The sequence below is a fragment of the Streptomyces sp. NPDC038707 genome (assembly GCF_040636485.1).
Taxonomy (GTDB): domain Bacteria; phylum Actinomycetota; class Actinomycetes; order Streptomycetales; family Streptomycetaceae; genus Streptomyces.
This window is the reverse complement of record NZ_JBEZUP010000020.1, coordinates 65,216-79,818: the sequence shown is the minus strand read 5'-3', so window position 1 is coordinate 79,818 and position 14,603 is coordinate 65,216. Positions and strand designations below refer to the sequence as shown.

The 14,603-nt window shown below is 72.7% G+C and carries 14 protein-coding genes; 9 read left to right on the top strand and 5 right to left on the bottom strand.

Going from position 1 to position 14,603, the window contains the following annotated elements:
• The first annotated feature begins 16 nt into the window (after window positions 1–16).
• The 5 genes from AB0E62_RS25450 (at window position 17) to thpD (ending at window position 4,667) form a co-directional block, all read left to right on the top strand.
• A complete protein-coding gene (locus tag AB0E62_RS25450; RefSeq protein ID WP_362198247.1) occupies window positions 17–1,117 on the top strand; it encodes an aminotransferase class V-fold PLP-dependent enzyme in 1,101 nt (366 codons plus the stop codon).
• Window positions 1,118–1,441: 324 nt separating this feature from the next.
• On the top strand, window positions 1,442–1,960 hold the full coding sequence (ectA, locus tag AB0E62_RS25445; RefSeq protein WP_362198115.1) for a diaminobutyrate acetyltransferase: 519 nt from the start codon (window positions 1,442–1,444) through the stop codon (window positions 1,958–1,960).
• A gap of 13 nt (window positions 1,961–1,973) precedes the next feature.
• Window positions 1,974–3,245: a diaminobutyrate--2-oxoglutarate transaminase gene (ectB, locus tag AB0E62_RS25440; RefSeq protein ID WP_362198112.1), complete on the top strand. Its 1,272-nt coding sequence runs from the start codon at window positions 1,974–1,976 to the stop codon at window positions 3,243–3,245.
• A 115-nt stretch (window positions 3,246–3,360) separates the two neighbouring features.
• Complete coding sequence (locus AB0E62_RS25435) at window positions 3,361–3,765, top strand: ectoine synthase (protein ID WP_030617739.1); 405 nt, start codon at window positions 3,361–3,363, stop codon at window positions 3,763–3,765.
• Between the two features lie 8 nt (window positions 3,766–3,773).
• Window positions 3,774–4,667 (top strand): ectoine hydroxylase, encoded by an 894-nt coding sequence (thpD, locus tag AB0E62_RS25430; RefSeq protein WP_362198108.1) that lies wholly within the window; start codon window positions 3,774–3,776, stop codon window positions 4,665–4,667.
• A 52-nt stretch (window positions 4,668–4,719) separates the two neighbouring features.
• Here thpD and AB0E62_RS25425 read toward each other — a convergent pair whose 3' ends face one another.
• Entirely contained in the window at window positions 4,720–5,781 is a 1,062-nt protein-coding gene (locus tag AB0E62_RS25425) for an alkene reductase (RefSeq protein ID WP_362198106.1), read from the bottom strand.
• A gap of 144 nt (window positions 5,782–5,925) precedes the next feature.
• Here AB0E62_RS25425 and AB0E62_RS25420 point away from each other — a divergent pair, with 144 nt between their 5' ends.
• Window positions 5,926–6,489, top strand: a complete 564-nt coding sequence (locus AB0E62_RS25420) for a MarR family transcriptional regulator (protein WP_362198103.1) — start codon at window positions 5,926–5,928, stop codon at window positions 6,487–6,489.
• On the opposite strand, the gene AB0E62_RS25415 is transcribed toward AB0E62_RS25420, so the two are convergent.
• Window positions 6,438–7,499: an aminotransferase class V-fold PLP-dependent enzyme gene (locus tag AB0E62_RS25415; RefSeq protein WP_362198100.1), complete on the bottom strand. Its 1,062-nt coding sequence runs from the start codon at window positions 7,497–7,499 to the stop codon at window positions 6,438–6,440. The genes AB0E62_RS25420 and AB0E62_RS25415 overlap by 52 nt on opposite strands.
• 98 nt (window positions 7,500–7,597) lie before the next feature.
• The gene (locus AB0E62_RS25410) at window positions 7,598–8,317 is read right to left on the bottom strand and encodes a DsbA family oxidoreductase (RefSeq protein WP_362198097.1); all 720 of its coding nucleotides are present in this window, start codon (window positions 8,315–8,317) and stop codon (window positions 7,598–7,600) included.
• 183 nt (window positions 8,318–8,500) lie between these two features.
• Between AB0E62_RS25410 and AB0E62_RS25405 the strand changes: the two genes are divergently transcribed.
• Window positions 8,501–9,337, top strand: coding sequence for a DUF6461 domain-containing protein (locus AB0E62_RS25405; protein ID WP_362198095.1), 837 nt, complete (start codon window positions 8,501–8,503; stop codon window positions 9,335–9,337).
• 154 nt (window positions 9,338–9,491) lie between these two features.
• Here the strand turns inward: AB0E62_RS25405 and AB0E62_RS25400 are convergent, their stop codons facing one another.
• Window positions 9,492–10,490, bottom strand: a complete 999-nt coding sequence (locus AB0E62_RS25400) for a helix-turn-helix domain-containing protein (RefSeq protein ID WP_362198093.1) — start codon at window positions 10,488–10,490, stop codon at window positions 9,492–9,494.
• A 49-nt stretch (window positions 10,491–10,539) separates the two neighbouring features.
• Between AB0E62_RS25400 and AB0E62_RS25395 the strand changes: the two genes are divergently transcribed.
• Window positions 10,540–11,916 (top strand): MFS transporter, encoded by a 1,377-nt coding sequence (locus AB0E62_RS25395; protein WP_362198091.1) that lies wholly within the window; start codon window positions 10,540–10,542, stop codon window positions 11,914–11,916.
• A 223-nt stretch (window positions 11,917–12,139) separates the two neighbouring features.
• On the opposite strand, the gene AB0E62_RS25390 is transcribed toward AB0E62_RS25395, so the two are convergent.
• Window positions 12,140–13,669 (bottom strand): aldehyde dehydrogenase (NADP(+)), encoded by a 1,530-nt coding sequence (locus AB0E62_RS25390; RefSeq protein WP_362198089.1) that lies wholly within the window; start codon window positions 13,667–13,669, stop codon window positions 12,140–12,142.
• A gap of 146 nt (window positions 13,670–13,815) precedes the next feature.
• Between AB0E62_RS25390 and AB0E62_RS25385 the strand changes: the two genes are divergently transcribed.
• Window positions 13,816–14,589, top strand: coding sequence for an IclR family transcriptional regulator (locus AB0E62_RS25385; protein ID WP_030792113.1), 774 nt, complete (start codon window positions 13,816–13,818; stop codon window positions 14,587–14,589).
• Window positions 14,590–14,603 lie beyond the last annotated feature (14 nt).

The following is a 14,603-nucleotide window of genomic DNA, read 5'->3' as shown; positions in this document are numbered from 1 at the left end:
GAAGAGAGAGCACGCCGTGAGCCACCCCTTCCTCGATCTGCCCCCGCTGAGTGCCGAGCGCTTCGCCGCCATCGAGGACGGCGTGGCCCGGCTGCTGGACACCCGGCAGGACGTCCTGATCACCCAGGGCGAGGCGCTGCTGCCGCTGGAGGGCGCGATCCGCGCGGCGGCCGGTCCGGGCACGGTGGCCCTGAACGTCATCACCGGTCCGTACGGCCAGACCTTCGGCGACTGGCTGCGGGACGCCGGCGCCACCGTGCACGACGTGTCCGTCCCCTTCCACGCGGCGGTGACCGCGGAGCGGATCCGGCAGGCGTTCGCCGAGCACCCGGAGATCGACTTCGTGTCGCTGGTGCACGCCGAGGCGGCGACCGGCAACACCAACCCGGTCGCGGAGATCGGCGAGGCGGTACGGGAGCAGGGCGCCCTCTTCTATCTGGACGCGGTGGCCTCCGTGGGCGCGGAGCCGGTGCTGCCGGACGCCTGGGGCGTGGACCTGTGCGTGATCGGGGCGCAGAAGGCGATGGGCGGCCCGGCGGGGGTGTCGGCGATCTCGGTGAGCGAGCGGGCGTGGGCCCGGATGGCCGCCAACCCGAACGCCCCGCGCCGCTCGTACCTGTCCCTGCTGGACTGGAAGGAGCGCTGGATCGACGCCGGCCGCAAGGCGCTGCCGCACGCGCCCGCCCAGCTGGAGATGCTGGCGCTCGAGGCGTGCCTGGAGCGGATCGGGTCGGAGGGGCTCGAAACGGTGATGGCCCGGCACCGGAGCGCGGCGCGGGCCACGCGGGCCGGCGCGGTGGCGCTGGGCGGGGGCCTGGAGCCGTATGTGCACGAGGAGCGGGACGCGGCGCCGGTCGCCACGACGCTGCGGGTGCCGTCCGGCGTGGTGGCCTCCCAGGTGGTGGCGCGGGCCCTGGAGAGCGATCCGGCGCTGCCGCTGGCGGCCGGCGGCGGGGCCCTGGCCAAGGAGATGATCCGGGTCAACCACTACGGCCGGGACGCGGCGCCGGGCGCGGTGCAGGGCTCGCTGGCGGCGCTGGGCGCGGCGCTCGCGGAGCAGGGCCTGACGGTCGATCCGGCCGCCGCCCGGCGGGCCGCGGAGGACGCCTGGTGCTAGGCAGCGGTCGTCGTTCCCGGGGGCTCCGCTCCCGGGAACTTTTTTATGCCCGAGTGCTATCGAAACCCACTCCATTTCTTTTTCACAATCCCCGCCAATTCTCCGGAGGATAGCTTCCCGTCTTCTTCTGCCCGCTTTTCGCAAGGCTAAACGGAGGAGTTTTCAGGCGGGTTTTCCGTGCATTTCGGGCTGTGACGCACTCCACAGCGCAGGTGATTTGTACCGATTTTCCTGCGGTCATTACGGACATTCCTCCTCTCCGTCGAGCAGGCCCCGCGCCACCTCCCGTGCACTTTCTAATTCGCCTCGCTAAATTCGTGCCGCATGACCGCCGCACCCGCAGACCTGCTCATCGAACGTCCGGCGACCAGCGACGGAGCCGCGCTCTGGCGCCTGGCCAAGGAATCGAAAACCCTCGATCTGAACTCCTCCTACAGCTATCTGCTGTGGTGCCGGGACTTCGCCGGCACCTCGGCGGTGGCCCGTGGGGCGGACGGGGAGCCGGTCGGCTTCGTCACCGGTTATCTGCGCCCCGGCCGCCCGCGCACCCTGCTCGTCTGGCAGGTGGCCGTCGACGCCGCCCACCGGGGCCGCGGCATCGCCGCGCGGCTGCTGGACGGGCTGACGGCACGGCTCACCGCCGAGCACGGCATCACCGGGCTGGAGACCACCATCACCCCCGGCAACACCGCCTCCGAGCGCCTGTTCACCTCGTTCGCCGAGCGGCACGGCGCACAGGTCACCCGCGAGGTGCTGTTCCCCGCCGACCTGTTCCCGGCCGGCTCGCACGACCCCGAAGTCCTTTACCGCATCGGCCCGTTGACCGAGTCCCCCGCCCTGTGAGGAGCGATTCACCATGACCATCACCCAGCCCGACCTGAGCGTGTTCGAGACCCTCGAATCCGAGGTACGCAGCTACTGCCGCGGCTGGCCCGCCGTCTTCGACCGGGCCCGGGGCAGCCGCATGTACGACGAGGACGGCCATGCCTACCTCGACTTCTTCGCCGGTGCCGGATCACTCAACTACGGCCACAACAACCCGGTACTCAAACGGGCGCTGCTCGACTATCTGGAGCGGGACGGCGTCACCCACGGCCTGGACATGTCGACCACGGCCAAACGGACCTTCCTGCGGACCTTCCAGGACCTGGTACTGCGCCCGCGGGACCTGCCGTACAAGGTGATGTTCCCGGGGCCGACGGGAACCAACGCGGTGGAGTCCGCGCTGAAGCTGGCCAGGAAGGTGAAGGGCCGCGAGGCGGTCGTGTCGTTCACCAACGCCTTCCACGGCATGTCGCTGGGCTCCCTCGCGGTCACCGGCAACGCCTTCAAGCGGGCCGGTGCCGGCATCCCGCTGGTGCACGGCACGCCGATGCCCTTCGACAACTACTTCGACGGCACGGTCCCGGACTTCCTGTGGTTCGAGCGGCTGCTCGAGGACCAGGGCTCGGGGCTGGACAAGCCCGCCGCCGTGATCGTGGAGACCGTACAGGGCGAGGGCGGCATCAACGTCGCCCGGCCCGAGTGGCTGCGCGCGCTCAAGGACCTGTGCGAGCGGCAGGACATGCTGCTGATCGTCGACGACATCCAGATGGGCTGCGGCCGTACCGGCGCCTTCTTCTCCTTCGAGGAGGCCGGCATCACCCCGGACATCGTCACCGTGTCGAAGTCCATCAGCGGCTACGGTCTGCCGATGTCGCTGTGCCTGTTCCGGCCCGAGCTGGACGTGTGGGAGCCGGGCGAGCACAACGGCACCTTCCGCGGGAACAACCCCGCGTTCGTCACCGCCACCGCCGCCCTGGAGACGTACTGGACCGACGGCGCGGCCATGGAGAAGCAGACCCTGGCCCGCGGTGAGCAGGTCGAGCAGGCCCTGATCGCCATCACCGAGGAGAACCTCGCCGACGTCAAGGAGTACCGCGGGCGCGGGCTCGTGTGGGGTCTGGAGTTCCATGCGAAGGACCGGGCCGCGCGGGTGGCCCGGCGCGCCTTCGAGCTGGGGCTGCTGATCGAGACGTCCGGCCCGCAGGGCGAGGTCGTCAAGCTGCTGCCCGCGCTCACCGTGACCCCCGAGGAACTGGACGAGGGCCTGAGCGTCCTCGCCCGTTCCGTCCGCGAAACCGCCTAGCGACCGCCAGGAGACCGTCTGCAGACCGCCTGGCGACCGCCTGGCGACCTGGAAACCACCTGACAACCGCCTGAAAACCGCCTGACAAGGCCTGCCGAGGAGGAAGAGCACCACCGTGATCGTCCGATCGTTCAAGGAGATCGAGGGCACCGACCGCCATGTGAAGGCGGCGTCGGGCACCTGGGAGAGCAAGCGGATCGTCCTGGCCAAGGAGCGGGTCGGCTTCTCCCTGCACGAAACGATTCTGTACGCCGGGACGGAGACGTCGATGTGGTACGCCAACCACATCGAGGCCGTCGTCTGCACCCGGGGCGAGGCGGAACTCACCGACCACGAGACCGGGACGACGTACACCATCACGCCCGGCACCATGTACCTCCTCGACGGGCACGAGCGGCACACGCTGCGCGTCAAGGAGGACTTCCACTGCATCTGCGTGTTCAACCCGCCGGTCACCGGCCGGGAGGACCACGACGAGAACGGCGTCTACCCCCTGCTCACCGAGCCCGAGGAGGTGTGAGGACCCCCATGACCACCGCCACCGTGAAGGACCTCTACCCGACCCGCGGCACCGCCGAGGTGACCGTCCCCCGCCAGGACCCCGTCGTCTGGGGCGCCCCGGACACCCCGGGCCCGATCACGACCGCCGACCTCCAGCGTTACGAGCGGGACGGCTTCCTCGCCGTCGACCAGCTGATCACGCCGGACGAGGTCGAGGTCTACAGGCGCGAGCTGGACCGGCTGGTCTCCGACCCGGCGGTCCGCGCCGACGAGCGCTCCATCGTGGAGCCGAAGTCGAAGGAGATCCGCTCGGTCTTCGAGGTGCACCGGATCAGCGAGGTGTTCGCGAACCTGGTCCGCGACCCGCGCGTGGTGGGCCGCGCCCGCCAGATCCTCGGCTCGGACGTGTACGTCCACCAGTCCCGGATCAACGTGAAGCCGGGCTTCGGCGCGAGCGGCTTCTACTGGCACTCGGACTTCGAGACCTGGCACGCCGAGGACGGCCTGCCGAACATGCGGACGGTGTCCGTCTCGATCGCGCTGACCGAGAACCTCGACACCAACGGCGGCCTGATGATCATGCCGGGTTCGCACCGGACGTTCCTGGGCTGCGCCGGTGCCACGCCGAAGGACAACTACAAGAAGTCCCTCCAGATGCAGGACGCGGGCACCCCGTCCGACGAGGCGCTGACCGCGCTGGCGGGCGAGCACGGCATCCGCCTGTTCACCGGCAAGGCCGGCTCGGCGACCTGGTTCGACTGCAACTGCATGCACGGCTCGGGCGACAACATCACGCCGTACCCGCGCAGCAACGTGTTCATCGTGTTCAACAGCGTGGAGAACACGGCGGTGGAACCGTTCGCGGCACCGGTGCGCCGGCCGGAGTTCATCGGGGCGCGGGACTTCACTCCGGTCCGGTGACTGGTCCGCGGGGGGCCTGCGCGCACCGGCCGCAGGCCCCCGCGCGACGTGCTCACAGCGTCGGGTAGTCCGTGTAGCCCTCGGCGGATCCGCCGTAGAAGGTCGCCGGGTCGGCCGGGTTGAACGGGCCGCCGGCGCGGAGGCGGGCCGGGAGGTCGGGGTTGGCGAGGAACAGCCGGCCGTAGGCGATCAGGTCGGCCGTGCCGTCCTCGATCAGGGCAAGGGCGTCCGGGCCGGTGGGGCCCTCGGTCGCCGGGTTGAGGACGAAGGCCCCGCCGAAGCTCTTGCGCAGCACCGGGGTCAGGTCGCGGAAGCCCGCGCTCTCCATCACGTGCAGATAGGCGAGACCCAGCGGCGCGAGCGCGTCGAGCAGCACCGTGTACACCGGCTCCGGCTCCAGCTCCTCGATGTCGTTGACGGGGTTGCCCGGGGAGATCCGCAGGGCGGTGCGGCCGGGGCCGATCGCCTCGGCGACGGCGCGGACGGCTTCCACGGCGAAGCGGGCGCGGCCGGTCGCGGAGCCGCCCCAGCCGTCGGTGCGCCGGTTGCTGCCGGGGGCCAGGAACTGGTGGATGAGGTAACCGTTGGCGCCGTGCAGCTCGACCCCGTCGAAGCCGGCCTCGACGGCGTTCCGGGCCGCCGACGCGAAGTCGGCGAGGGTGGCGCGGATCCCCGCGTCGGACAGCTCCCGGGGCGTGACGAAGTCCTTGGGTCCCTGGTGGGTGTAGACCTGGCCGCGCGCCGCCACCGCCGAGGGGGCGACGTTGACCAGTCCGTCCGGCAGCAGGTCGGGGTGGCCGACGCGGCCGGTGTGCATGAGCTGGGCGAAGATCCGGCCCCCGGCGCGGTGCACGGCGTCGGTCACGGTCCGCCAGGCGGCGATCTGTCCGGCGGTGTGCAGGCCGGGGGTGTCGGGGTAGCCCTGTCCGACGGCCGAGGGCTGGATCCCCTCGGTGACGATCAGTCCGGCCGAGGCGCGCTGGGCGTAGTACTCGGCGGTCAGGGCGGTGGGCACTGCGCCGGAGGCGGCCCGGCTGCGGGTCATCGGCGCCATGGCGATGCGGTTGGCCAGCCGCAGGCCGGGCAGGTCGACGGGGTCGAAGGCGGTGGTCATGGATGACTCCCGAAAGTTTTGATTGGTCGGCCAAGTAGCTCGACGCGGACCACCTTAACGCATTACTTGGCCGACCAATCAACTGTCGGTGGGTACGCTTCGGGACCGTACGGACCGGATCGACGAACAGCGCGGGAGCCATCCATGGACGCCAGCAACGGACCGGCGGCGGCGGACCCCGCCGGGCGCTGCCGCGCCGAGCTGCCCGCCGCCGCCCGGGGCGGGCCGGTCGGGCACGCACTGAGCCGGGTGGCCCGGCTGCACCGCACGGCCGCCGCCGGACTGCTGCGCGGGCTCGGCCTCTACCCGGGCCAGGAACTGGTGATGATGCACCTGTGGGAGCGCGGCCCGGCCCGGCAGTCGGAGCTGATCCGGCTGCTCGGACTGGACCCGTCCACGGTGACGAAGATGCTCCAGCGGCTGGAGCAGGCCGGGCATGTGCGGCGACTGCCGGACCCGGCGGACCGGCGCGCGGTGCTCGTGGAGGCCACGGAGTCCGGGGCGCGGCTGCTGGACGAGGTGGCGCGGCTGTGGAGCACGCTGGAGGAGGAGAGCTGTGCCGGGCTGACGCCCGCCGAGCGCGAGCAGCTGCTGGGGCTGCTCGGCCGGGTCGAGGCCAATCTGTACGCGTCGGGCGCGCGGGAGGACCGGGGCGGTCAGGCGGACAGCGCGGCCAGCAGGCGGTCCACGTCCTCGGGCGTGTTGTAGAGGTGGAAGGCCGCGCGCAGATTGCCCGCGCGGTCGGAGACCTCGATGCCCGCCTCGCTCAACTCGGGCTGCCGCGCGCCCAGTTCGGGCACCGAGACGATCGCCGAGCCGGGGGCCGGAACCGGTTCGTGGCCGAGCGCGGCGAGCCCCGTGCGGAACCGGTCGGCGAGCGCGGTGTCATGGGCGTGGATCGCCGGCACGCCCAGTTCCTCGACGAGTTCGAGGGACCGGCGCAGCCCGGCGAAGGCGAACAGGGCGTGGGTGAGGTCGAACCGCCGGGCCGAGCGGGCGAGTTCGGTCACCGGGCCGTAGCAGCTGTCCCACGGGTGCTCGGCCGCGACCCAGCCCGCGAGCAGCGGGGTGAGGCCGCCGAAGTCCTCGGGCACGGTGAGGAAGGCGGCGCCGTGCGGGCCCAGCAGCCACTTGAAGGTGACGCTCGCGGTGAAGTCGTACGCGTCCGCGTCGACGGGCAGCCAGCCCGCGGCCTGGGAGAAGTCGACGTAGGTGCGGGCGCCGTGGGCGCGGGCGGCCTCGCGCAGGGCGGGCAGGTCGGCGAGCCGGCCGTCGGCGGACTGCGCGGCGCTGACCGCGACGAGCGCGGTGCCCGGCCGCACGGACTCGGCGATCCGCTCCAGCGGGACCGTGCGGACCAACAGGTCACCGCGGACGTGGAACGGGTTGAGCACGGAGGTGAAGTCACCCTCGGCGGTGAGGACTTCGGCGCCCGCGGGCAGCGAGGCGGCGATCACCCCGGTGTGCGCGGCGACCGAGGCGCCGGCCGCGACCCGGGCGGCCGGGACGCCGGCGAGCCGGGCGTACGCGGCCCGGCTCGCCTCCACGTCCTCGTACAGCGGGGTCAGCGGCCGGCCCTCGGCCCGCAGCAGCGCCGCGTCGTTCAGGGCGGCGACGGTACGGGCCGGCAGCAGGCCGTTGCTCGCGGTGTTGAGGTAGGTGCTCCGGGGCCGGAACTCGGCGCGGACGAGGCGGTCGAAGGTCTCCGTGGTGTGCATGGGAACCACTCTGCGTCCCCCGGAACCCCCCGTCCATCGCGAATTTTCCGGTGCCGGCCCACAGGAAGGCTTATACGAAGGTCCTGACCTGCGCTTTCTCAGCCGTGCCGCGGCACCGCGCAGCCGTCGGGGCCGCAGGCCTCGCTGTCTCCCTGACCGACCAGCCGCAGCGGGGAGCGCTCGCCCCAGGCCTGGGTCAGCGCCTGGGTGAACACCTCGGCGGGCTGGGCGCCGGAGACGCCGTACTTGCGGTCGAGGACGAAGAACGGCACACCCGTCGCGCCGAGCTGGGCGGCCTCGCGCTCGTCGGCGCGGACCTCGTCGGCGTAGGCGTCGGGGTCGGCGAGCACCGCGCGGGCGGCCCCGGCGTCCAGTCCGGCCTCGGCGGCCAGCTCCACCAGGCGTTCGTCGCCCTCGGTGAAGAGGGACCGCTCCTCGGCGAAGTTGGCCCGGTAAAGAAGCTGGATCAGCTGGTCCTGCCGGCCGTGCTCCTTGGCGAAGTGCAGCAGGCGGTGCATGTCGAAGGTGTTGCCGTGATCGCGGCCCCGGGTGCGGTAGTCCAGTCCCTCGGCGGCGGCCTGGGCGCCGAGGTTGTCCTCACCGGCCTGGGCCTGGGCCTCGCTCATGCCGTACTTCTTGGCCAGCATGGGGATCACCGGCTGCACCTCGCCCTTGGCTCGGCCCGGGTCCAGCTCGAAGGAGCGGTGCACCACCTCGACCTCGTCGCGGTGCGGGAAGGCAGCCAGCGCCTTCTCGAAGCGGGCCTTGCCCACGTAGCACCACGGGCAGGCGATGTCGCTCCAGATCTCGACGCGCATGTCTTCGGCTCTCTCCAGGTCGTACGGTACGGCTGCGGGGGATCTCCCCGGGCCGGGTGCGTGAACATTCAAACAGGCCGGGGTATTCCCGTGTCCTCGGTCCGGCGGGTCAGGCCGCGGCGGGCGTGCCGGGTGCGGCCGTGGTGCCGTGTCTTGTCAGAGGCGTCAGGCACACTGCGCCGTATGAACCCGGTGACCGCACACGACTACGCCTGGATCCGCACCTCGCCGCTCTTTCGCCACATGATGGGGAGCGGATACACCCTGACGCTGATCCGGGGACGGAGCCCGCGGGAGGTGCTGCGTGCGATGGGGGCGGAACCGCGCGGCACCGGGGAGGGCACGGCCGGGCTGATCGAGGCGGATGACGCTCACCGTGCCGAGGCGGATGACGACCACTGGGACGATTCCTATGTCGCGGGCGCCTTCGAGGCCCCGGGCGGAGGCGGCGGCTGGACAGTCGTCCTCGGCTTCGACGGTGGCCTCGGGGTGCCGTGCGCGCAGAGGCTGTCGGAGGGCGGCCGGGTCGTGGCGCACTCGAGCAACGGCGGCAAGCCCATCGACCTCTTCCACTGGTTCGAGGACGGTGAGCTGCGTACGACGTTCGAGGGCCCCTCGGTGCGCGACGGCGGCAGCCCCGATGAGCTGGTTCCCCTGTTGCGGGCAGTGGGTCTCCCTCTGACTCCCGAGGGAGAGCACGACGAGAGCGCGCCGGTCGTCGACGGGAAGGCGGCGGTTCTGGCCCTGGCCGAGAGGCTCACCGGCATACGTGTCACCGAGTCCCTCCTCGAGGACGCCACGTACGAACTGGGACTCGTCCCCGAACAGCCCGCCGAGGAGTGGACCGGCGTGGTCATCGACATCACCGATGCCCACGGCAGGCGTCTGTACAAGGAATGGAGCTACGAGGAGATCGCGGCGGCTTCCGGCCGCGCACGGGCGGAGGCGAACGCGCCGGTCGTGCTCACCCGCGACGAGCCCCTCGCCCAGGATCGTCGGGAGCGCGAACCGGGTGAGTAGCGGGTGTCCAGGGGCACCCGCGGTGACGGGGCCGAGGTGTTCGCGGCTGTGCCGGGACTGATCGGCCTTCACGGGATGCGGGTTGCGGCGGAGCTCCCGGCTGAGGGCGGAGGGCTGCGGCCCGGCTCGGCCGCGATGGTCCGGACGGCGGTGTTCAGGCCACGGCGGGCGTACCCGGCCCGGCCGGGTTTCCGTGTCTGCTGAACTGGGCGCGATACGCGCTCGGGGTGAGGCCGGTGCGGCGGACCAGGTGGGCGCGCAGGGAGTCGGCGGTGCCGAGGCCGCACGCGGCGGCCACCTGGTCCATGGGCAGCCGGGTGGTCTCCAGGAGTTCCTTGGCCCGCTCTACGCGCTGGTGCAGCAGCCACTGCAACGGGCTGACCCCGCTCTCGGCCTGGAAGCGGCGGGTGAGGGTGCGCACCGAGACACCGGCGTGCCGGGCCAGGTCGGTCAGGGTGAGCGGCTTGTCCAGGTTGCGCATCGCCCAGCCGCGGGTGTCGGCGCAGGCGGTGCCGCGCTCGGGCGGCAGCGGGGTCTGGGTGAACTGGGTCTGGCCGCCGGGCCGCACCGGGGCGACCAGGGCGAGCCGGGCGACCTCGTTGGCGATGGCGGCGCCGTAGTCGGTGCGGACGATGTGCAGGCACAGGTCGATTCCTGCGGCGTAGCCGGAGGCGGTCAGCAACGGCCCGTCCTGGACGAACAGGACGTCTCCCTGGAAGTCGATCTCGGGGTGACGGCGGCGCAGCTCCCCGGCCTGTGCCCAGTAGGTGGTGGCCTTGCGGCCCTTGAGCAGGCCCGCCTCGGCGAGCGAGAAGGCGCCGGAGCAGATGGAGGCGATGCGCTTGCCCGCCGCGGCGGCCCCGCGCAGCGCCTCGACCACCCGCGGGTCCGGCGTCAGGGGCCGGCCGGTGCCCGCGACGATCACGGTGTGCGCCTCGAGCAGCGCCTCCAGGCCGTGGGGGACGTACAGGTCCACGGTGCCGGTGGTGGGCATGGGGCCGGGCTCGGGCGCACAGATCACGACCTCGTAGCCCGGTTCGCCGTCCACCCGGACCTTCTCGAAGAGCAGCTCGGGGATGGCGAGGTTGAACATCGACACGGGCGGGGACGCGACGACGGCGACGCGCAGCATGGCCAGAACCTCCGGATGCATGGCATTCAGGTCACTACTGTACGCCGGGGAAGATCAGCACCATGGCCGCATGCCGAACGGAAAGACGCTGACCACCCCTCAACTGGCCTGCGCGAGCGAGGAAACGGGCACCGCGCCGGTACTCACCCTCGTGGCGGCCATTCTGGGAACCGCCCTGATCACCCTGGACTCGACCATCGTGACCGTCGCCCTCCCGGCGATCGAGTCCGCCCTCGGCGGTGGGATGTCCGGACTCCAGTGGGTGGTGGACTCCTACACCCTCGCCCTGGCCGCGCTCATGCTCTCCACGGGCGCCTTCGCGGACCGGGCCGGGGCGAGTCGCGCGTACGCCCTGGGCATCACGGTGTTCACGCTCGCCTCGGCCGCCTGCGGGCTGGCGCCGGGCCTGCCGGCGCTGATCGGCGCGCGGACCGTGCAGGGGGCGGCGGCGGCCGTGGTGCTGCCCGCCTCGCTGGCCCTGGTGCGCCAGGCCTACCCGGATCCGGCCCGGCGGGGCCGGGCGGTGGCCGCCTGGGCGGCGGGCAGCTCGACGGCGCTGGCCCTCGGTCCGGTGGCGGGCGGGCTGCTGACCACCTGGTGGGACTGGCGGGCGATCTTCTTCGTCAATCTGCCGCTGGGCGTGGCCGCCCTGGTGCTGCTGGTGCGCGCGCCCCGCTCGGCACGCCAGCCCGCGCCGCTGGACCTGCCGGGCCAGGCGACGGCCGTGCTCGCCCTGACCGCGCTGACGTTCGCGGTGATCGAGGGCGGCACGGCGGGACTCGTCTCCGGTGCCGTGGCCGTGGCCGCCGCCGCCGCGTTCGTACGGATCGAGACGCGGCGGACGCATCCGGTGGTGCCGCTCGGCCTGTTCCGCGACCGGGCGGTGCGGCTGGCCGTGGCCACGGGCTCGGCGTGCAGCGTGGCGTTCTACGGGATGGTGTTCGTGTTCTCGCTGTTCTTCCAGCGGGTGCAGGGCCGTTCGGCGCTCGCCGCCGGGCTGCTGTTCCTGCCGATGACCGGGCTGATCGCGGTGACGAACGTGCTGGCCGGCCGGCTCGCGGGCCGCTACGGCGCCCGGGTGCCGCTGCTGGCCGGGCAGGCGCTCGCGGTGGCGGGGCTGCTGGCGTTGTTCACCGTGGACGCCGGCACCCCGGCCCCGGTGGCGGCCGTGCTGCTGGTGCCGTTGGCCGTCGGCGCCGCGCTGGCCATCCCGGCCCTCACCACGGTGCTGCTGGACGCCGTGCCGACCGAGCGGACGGGGGTGGCCGCCGGGGTGCTCAACGCGGCCCGGCAGGTGTCCGGCGGACTGGGGATCGCCGTGTTCGGCACCCTGGTGGCCGACGGTTTCGCCGCCGGCCTGCGGGCGAGCCTGACCGTGGCGGCGGCCCTGCTCGCCGTGACGTTCCTGCTGGGCTGCCGACGGGTCACCGCCCCGCCCGCCCGCTGAACCACCGGGGCAGACGGACCACCTCTCCAGCCGCCCGTTGAACCGCCAGGGCAGACGGACCACCACCCCAGCCACCCGCCGAACCGCCAGGGCAGACGGACCACCACCCCAGCCACCCGCCGAACCACCGAGACAGACGGACCACCGCCCCAGCCACCCGCCGAACCACCGGGGCAGGCGGGCTACCGCTCCAGCCACCCGCCGAACCACCGGGGCAGGCGGGCTACCGCTCCAGCCGCCCGTTGAAACGCCGGGGCAGGCCGAGCGGGTTGTCGTCCTTCAGTTCGGCCGGCAGCAGGGCCTCCGGCGCGTTCTGGTAGACGACCGGCCGCAGCCACCGCTCGATGGCGGTGCCGCCCACGGAGGTGGAGGTGGAGGTGGTCGCCGGGTAGGGCCCGCCGTGGTGCTGGGCCGGCGCCACGGCCACCCCGGTCGGCCAGCCGTTGACCAGAACGCGCCCGGCCAGCGGGGTCAGCTCGGCGAGCAGTTCCGGGCCCCGGCCCTGGCCCGCGGCCTCCTGCGAGGACAGCTGGACCGTCGCGGTGAGGTTGCCCGGGAGCCGGGACAGGACGGCCTTGGCCTCCTGCTCGTCGGCGTACCGGGCCACCACGGTGACCGGCCCGAAGCACTCCTCCAGGAGCAGGTCGTGCTCGCCCTCCTCGGCCAGCGTCGCCGCCGGCACCGTGAAGAAGCCCGCGCTGACCGTGTGCTCGCCGCCCTCGCCCGGGGTGACGGGCGCGTCCACGTCGGGCAGCTGGGCGCGTTCGGTCACGCCGGCGACGAAGTTGTCCCGCATGCGGTGGTCGAGCAGCACCCCGGCGTCGGTGCCGGCGACGGCGTCGGCCAGGGACTTCACCAACTGGTCGCCGCCCTCGCCGGAAGGCACCAGCACCAGGCCGGGCTTGACGCAGAACTGGCCGACGCCGAGGGTCATCGATCCGGCGAGTCCGCCGCCGATCTCCGCGGCCCGCTCGGCCGCGGCGGCCTCGGTCACCAGGACCGGGTTCAGCGAGCCGAGTTCGCCGTGGAACGGGATCGGCACCGGGCGCGCGGCGGCGGCGTCGAACAGCGCCCGGCCGCCGCGGATCGAGCCGGTGAAGCCGGCGGCGGCCACCAGCGGGTGCTTGATCAGCTCGATGCCCGCCTGGAATCCGTGCACCACGCCGACCACGCCCCCGGGGATGCCGTGCTCGGCGGCGGCCCGGCGCAGCACCTCGGCCACCCGCTCGGACAGCGCCGGGTGGTCGGGGTGGGCCTTGACCACGACGGGGCAGCCCGCGGCGAGCGCGCTCGCGGTGTCGCCGCCGGCGACGGAGAAGGCGAAGGGGAAGTTGGAGGCGGAGTAGACGGCGACGACGCCGAGCGGCACCTTGTAGCGGCGCAGGTCCGGCACGGGCGGGGTCGCGGTGTCGTCGGGGTGGTCGATGACGACGTCCAGGAAGGCGCCCTCCTCGACGATGCCCGCGAAGGCCCTCAACTGGTACGCGGTCCGGGCGAGTTCGCCGGAGAGCCGGACCTGGCCGAGGGCGGTCTCGGCGTCGGCGGTCTCGACCAGCTCGTCCCTGGCGGCGTCCAGGCCCGCGGCGGCCGAGCGCAGGAAGGCGGCCCGGACGGCGCGGTCGGCGAGCGCCCCGCGCGCGGCCTCCGCCGCCCGGACGGCCGCGTCGATCTCCTGGGCTGTGGCCTCGACCGCAACCTGTTCGCGCTGCTTCCCGGTGCGCGGGTCGACACTCCAGACTGGTGCTGCTGCCACCGCGGGTCCCTCCAAAAGGCCGCACTTCTCGAACTGTGTGCGTCACCCATCAGCCGCGTTCGATATACTGAACACTGTCTCTGATGATGAACGCTGCTCGGAGACTATATAACTCAGGTCCTCGTCGAACGAAGGGGTCAAGGGCGATGACGGCAGGCGACACAGGGGGCGGGGCGCAGGTCAAGTCCGCGGTACGGACCGTGGAACTGCTCGAGTACTTCGCCGGCCGGCCCGGTATGCACTCCCTCGCGGCCGTCCAGGAGGCCGTGGGCTACCCCAAGTCCAGCCTCTACATGCTGCTGCGCACGCTGGTGGAGCTGGGCTGGGTGGAGACGGACGCCACGGGCACGCGGTACGGCATCGGGGTGCGGGCGCTGCTCGTGGGCACCTCGTACATCGACGGCGACGAGGTGGTGGCCGCCGCCCGGCCCACCCTGGACCGGCTCTCCGACGACACCACGGAGACCATCCACCTGGCCCGGCTGGACGGCACCAACGTGGTCTATCTGGCCACCCGCCAGTCCCAGCACTATCTGCGCCCGTTCACCCGGGTCGGCCGCCGGCTGCCCGCCCACTCCACCTCCCTCGGCAAGGCGATCCTCGCCACCTACACCGACGAACAGGTGCGCAAGCTGCTGCCGGAGACGCTGCCCGCGCTCACCGAGCACACCCTCACCGACCGGGAGCGGCTCATCGAGGAACTGCGCCAGATCCGGGAGCAGGGGTTCGCGGTGGACCGCGAGGAGAACACGCTGGGCCTGCGCTGCTTCGGCGTGGCCATCCCGTACCGCACGCCCGCCCGGGACGCCATCAGCTGCTCGGTCCCGGTGGCCCGGCTGACCCCGGCCCACGAACAGATGATCAAGGACGCGCTGTTCGACGCGCGCGACCGGCTCACGCTGGCGACCCGCCGGCTGTGACCGGGTCGCCGTAG

What these genes read in the sequence shown, in the direction of transcription:
- AB0E62_RS25400 (WP_362198093.1), bottom strand. Translation starts at nt 10,490, where the DNA reads ATGCATCCGGAGGTTCTGGCCATGCTGCGCGTCGCCGTCGTCGCGTCC.
- ectB (WP_362198112.1), top strand. Translation starts at nt 1,974, where the DNA reads ATGACCATCACCCAGCCCGACCTGAGCGTGTTCGAGACCCTCGAATCC.
- AB0E62_RS25415 (WP_362198100.1), bottom strand. Translation starts at nt 7,499, where the DNA reads ATGCACACCACGGAGACCTTCGACCGCCTCGTCCGCGCCGAGTTCCGG.
- AB0E62_RS25420 (WP_362198103.1), top strand. Translation starts at nt 5,926, where the DNA reads ATGGACGCCAGCAACGGACCGGCGGCGGCGGACCCCGCCGGGCGCTGC.
- AB0E62_RS25395 (WP_362198091.1), top strand. Translation starts at nt 10,540, where the DNA reads ATGCCGAACGGAAAGACGCTGACCACCCCTCAACTGGCCTGCGCGAGC.
- AB0E62_RS25425 (WP_362198106.1), bottom strand. Translation starts at nt 5,781, where the DNA reads ATGACCACCGCCTTCGACCCCGTCGACCTGCCCGGCCTGCGGCTGGCC.
- ectA (WP_362198115.1), top strand. Translation starts at nt 1,442, where the DNA reads ATGACCGCCGCACCCGCAGACCTGCTCATCGAACGTCCGGCGACCAGC.
- AB0E62_RS25410 (WP_362198097.1), bottom strand. Translation starts at nt 8,317, where the DNA reads ATGCGCGTCGAGATCTGGAGCGACATCGCCTGCCCGTGGTGCTACGTG.
- AB0E62_RS25385 (WP_030792113.1), top strand. Translation starts at nt 13,816, where the DNA reads ATGACGGCAGGCGACACAGGGGGCGGGGCGCAGGTCAAGTCCGCGGTA.
- thpD (WP_362198108.1), top strand. Translation starts at nt 3,774, where the DNA reads ATGACCACCGCCACCGTGAAGGACCTCTACCCGACCCGCGGCACCGCC.
- AB0E62_RS25405 (WP_362198095.1), top strand. Translation starts at nt 8,501, where the DNA reads ATGAACCCGGTGACCGCACACGACTACGCCTGGATCCGCACCTCGCCG.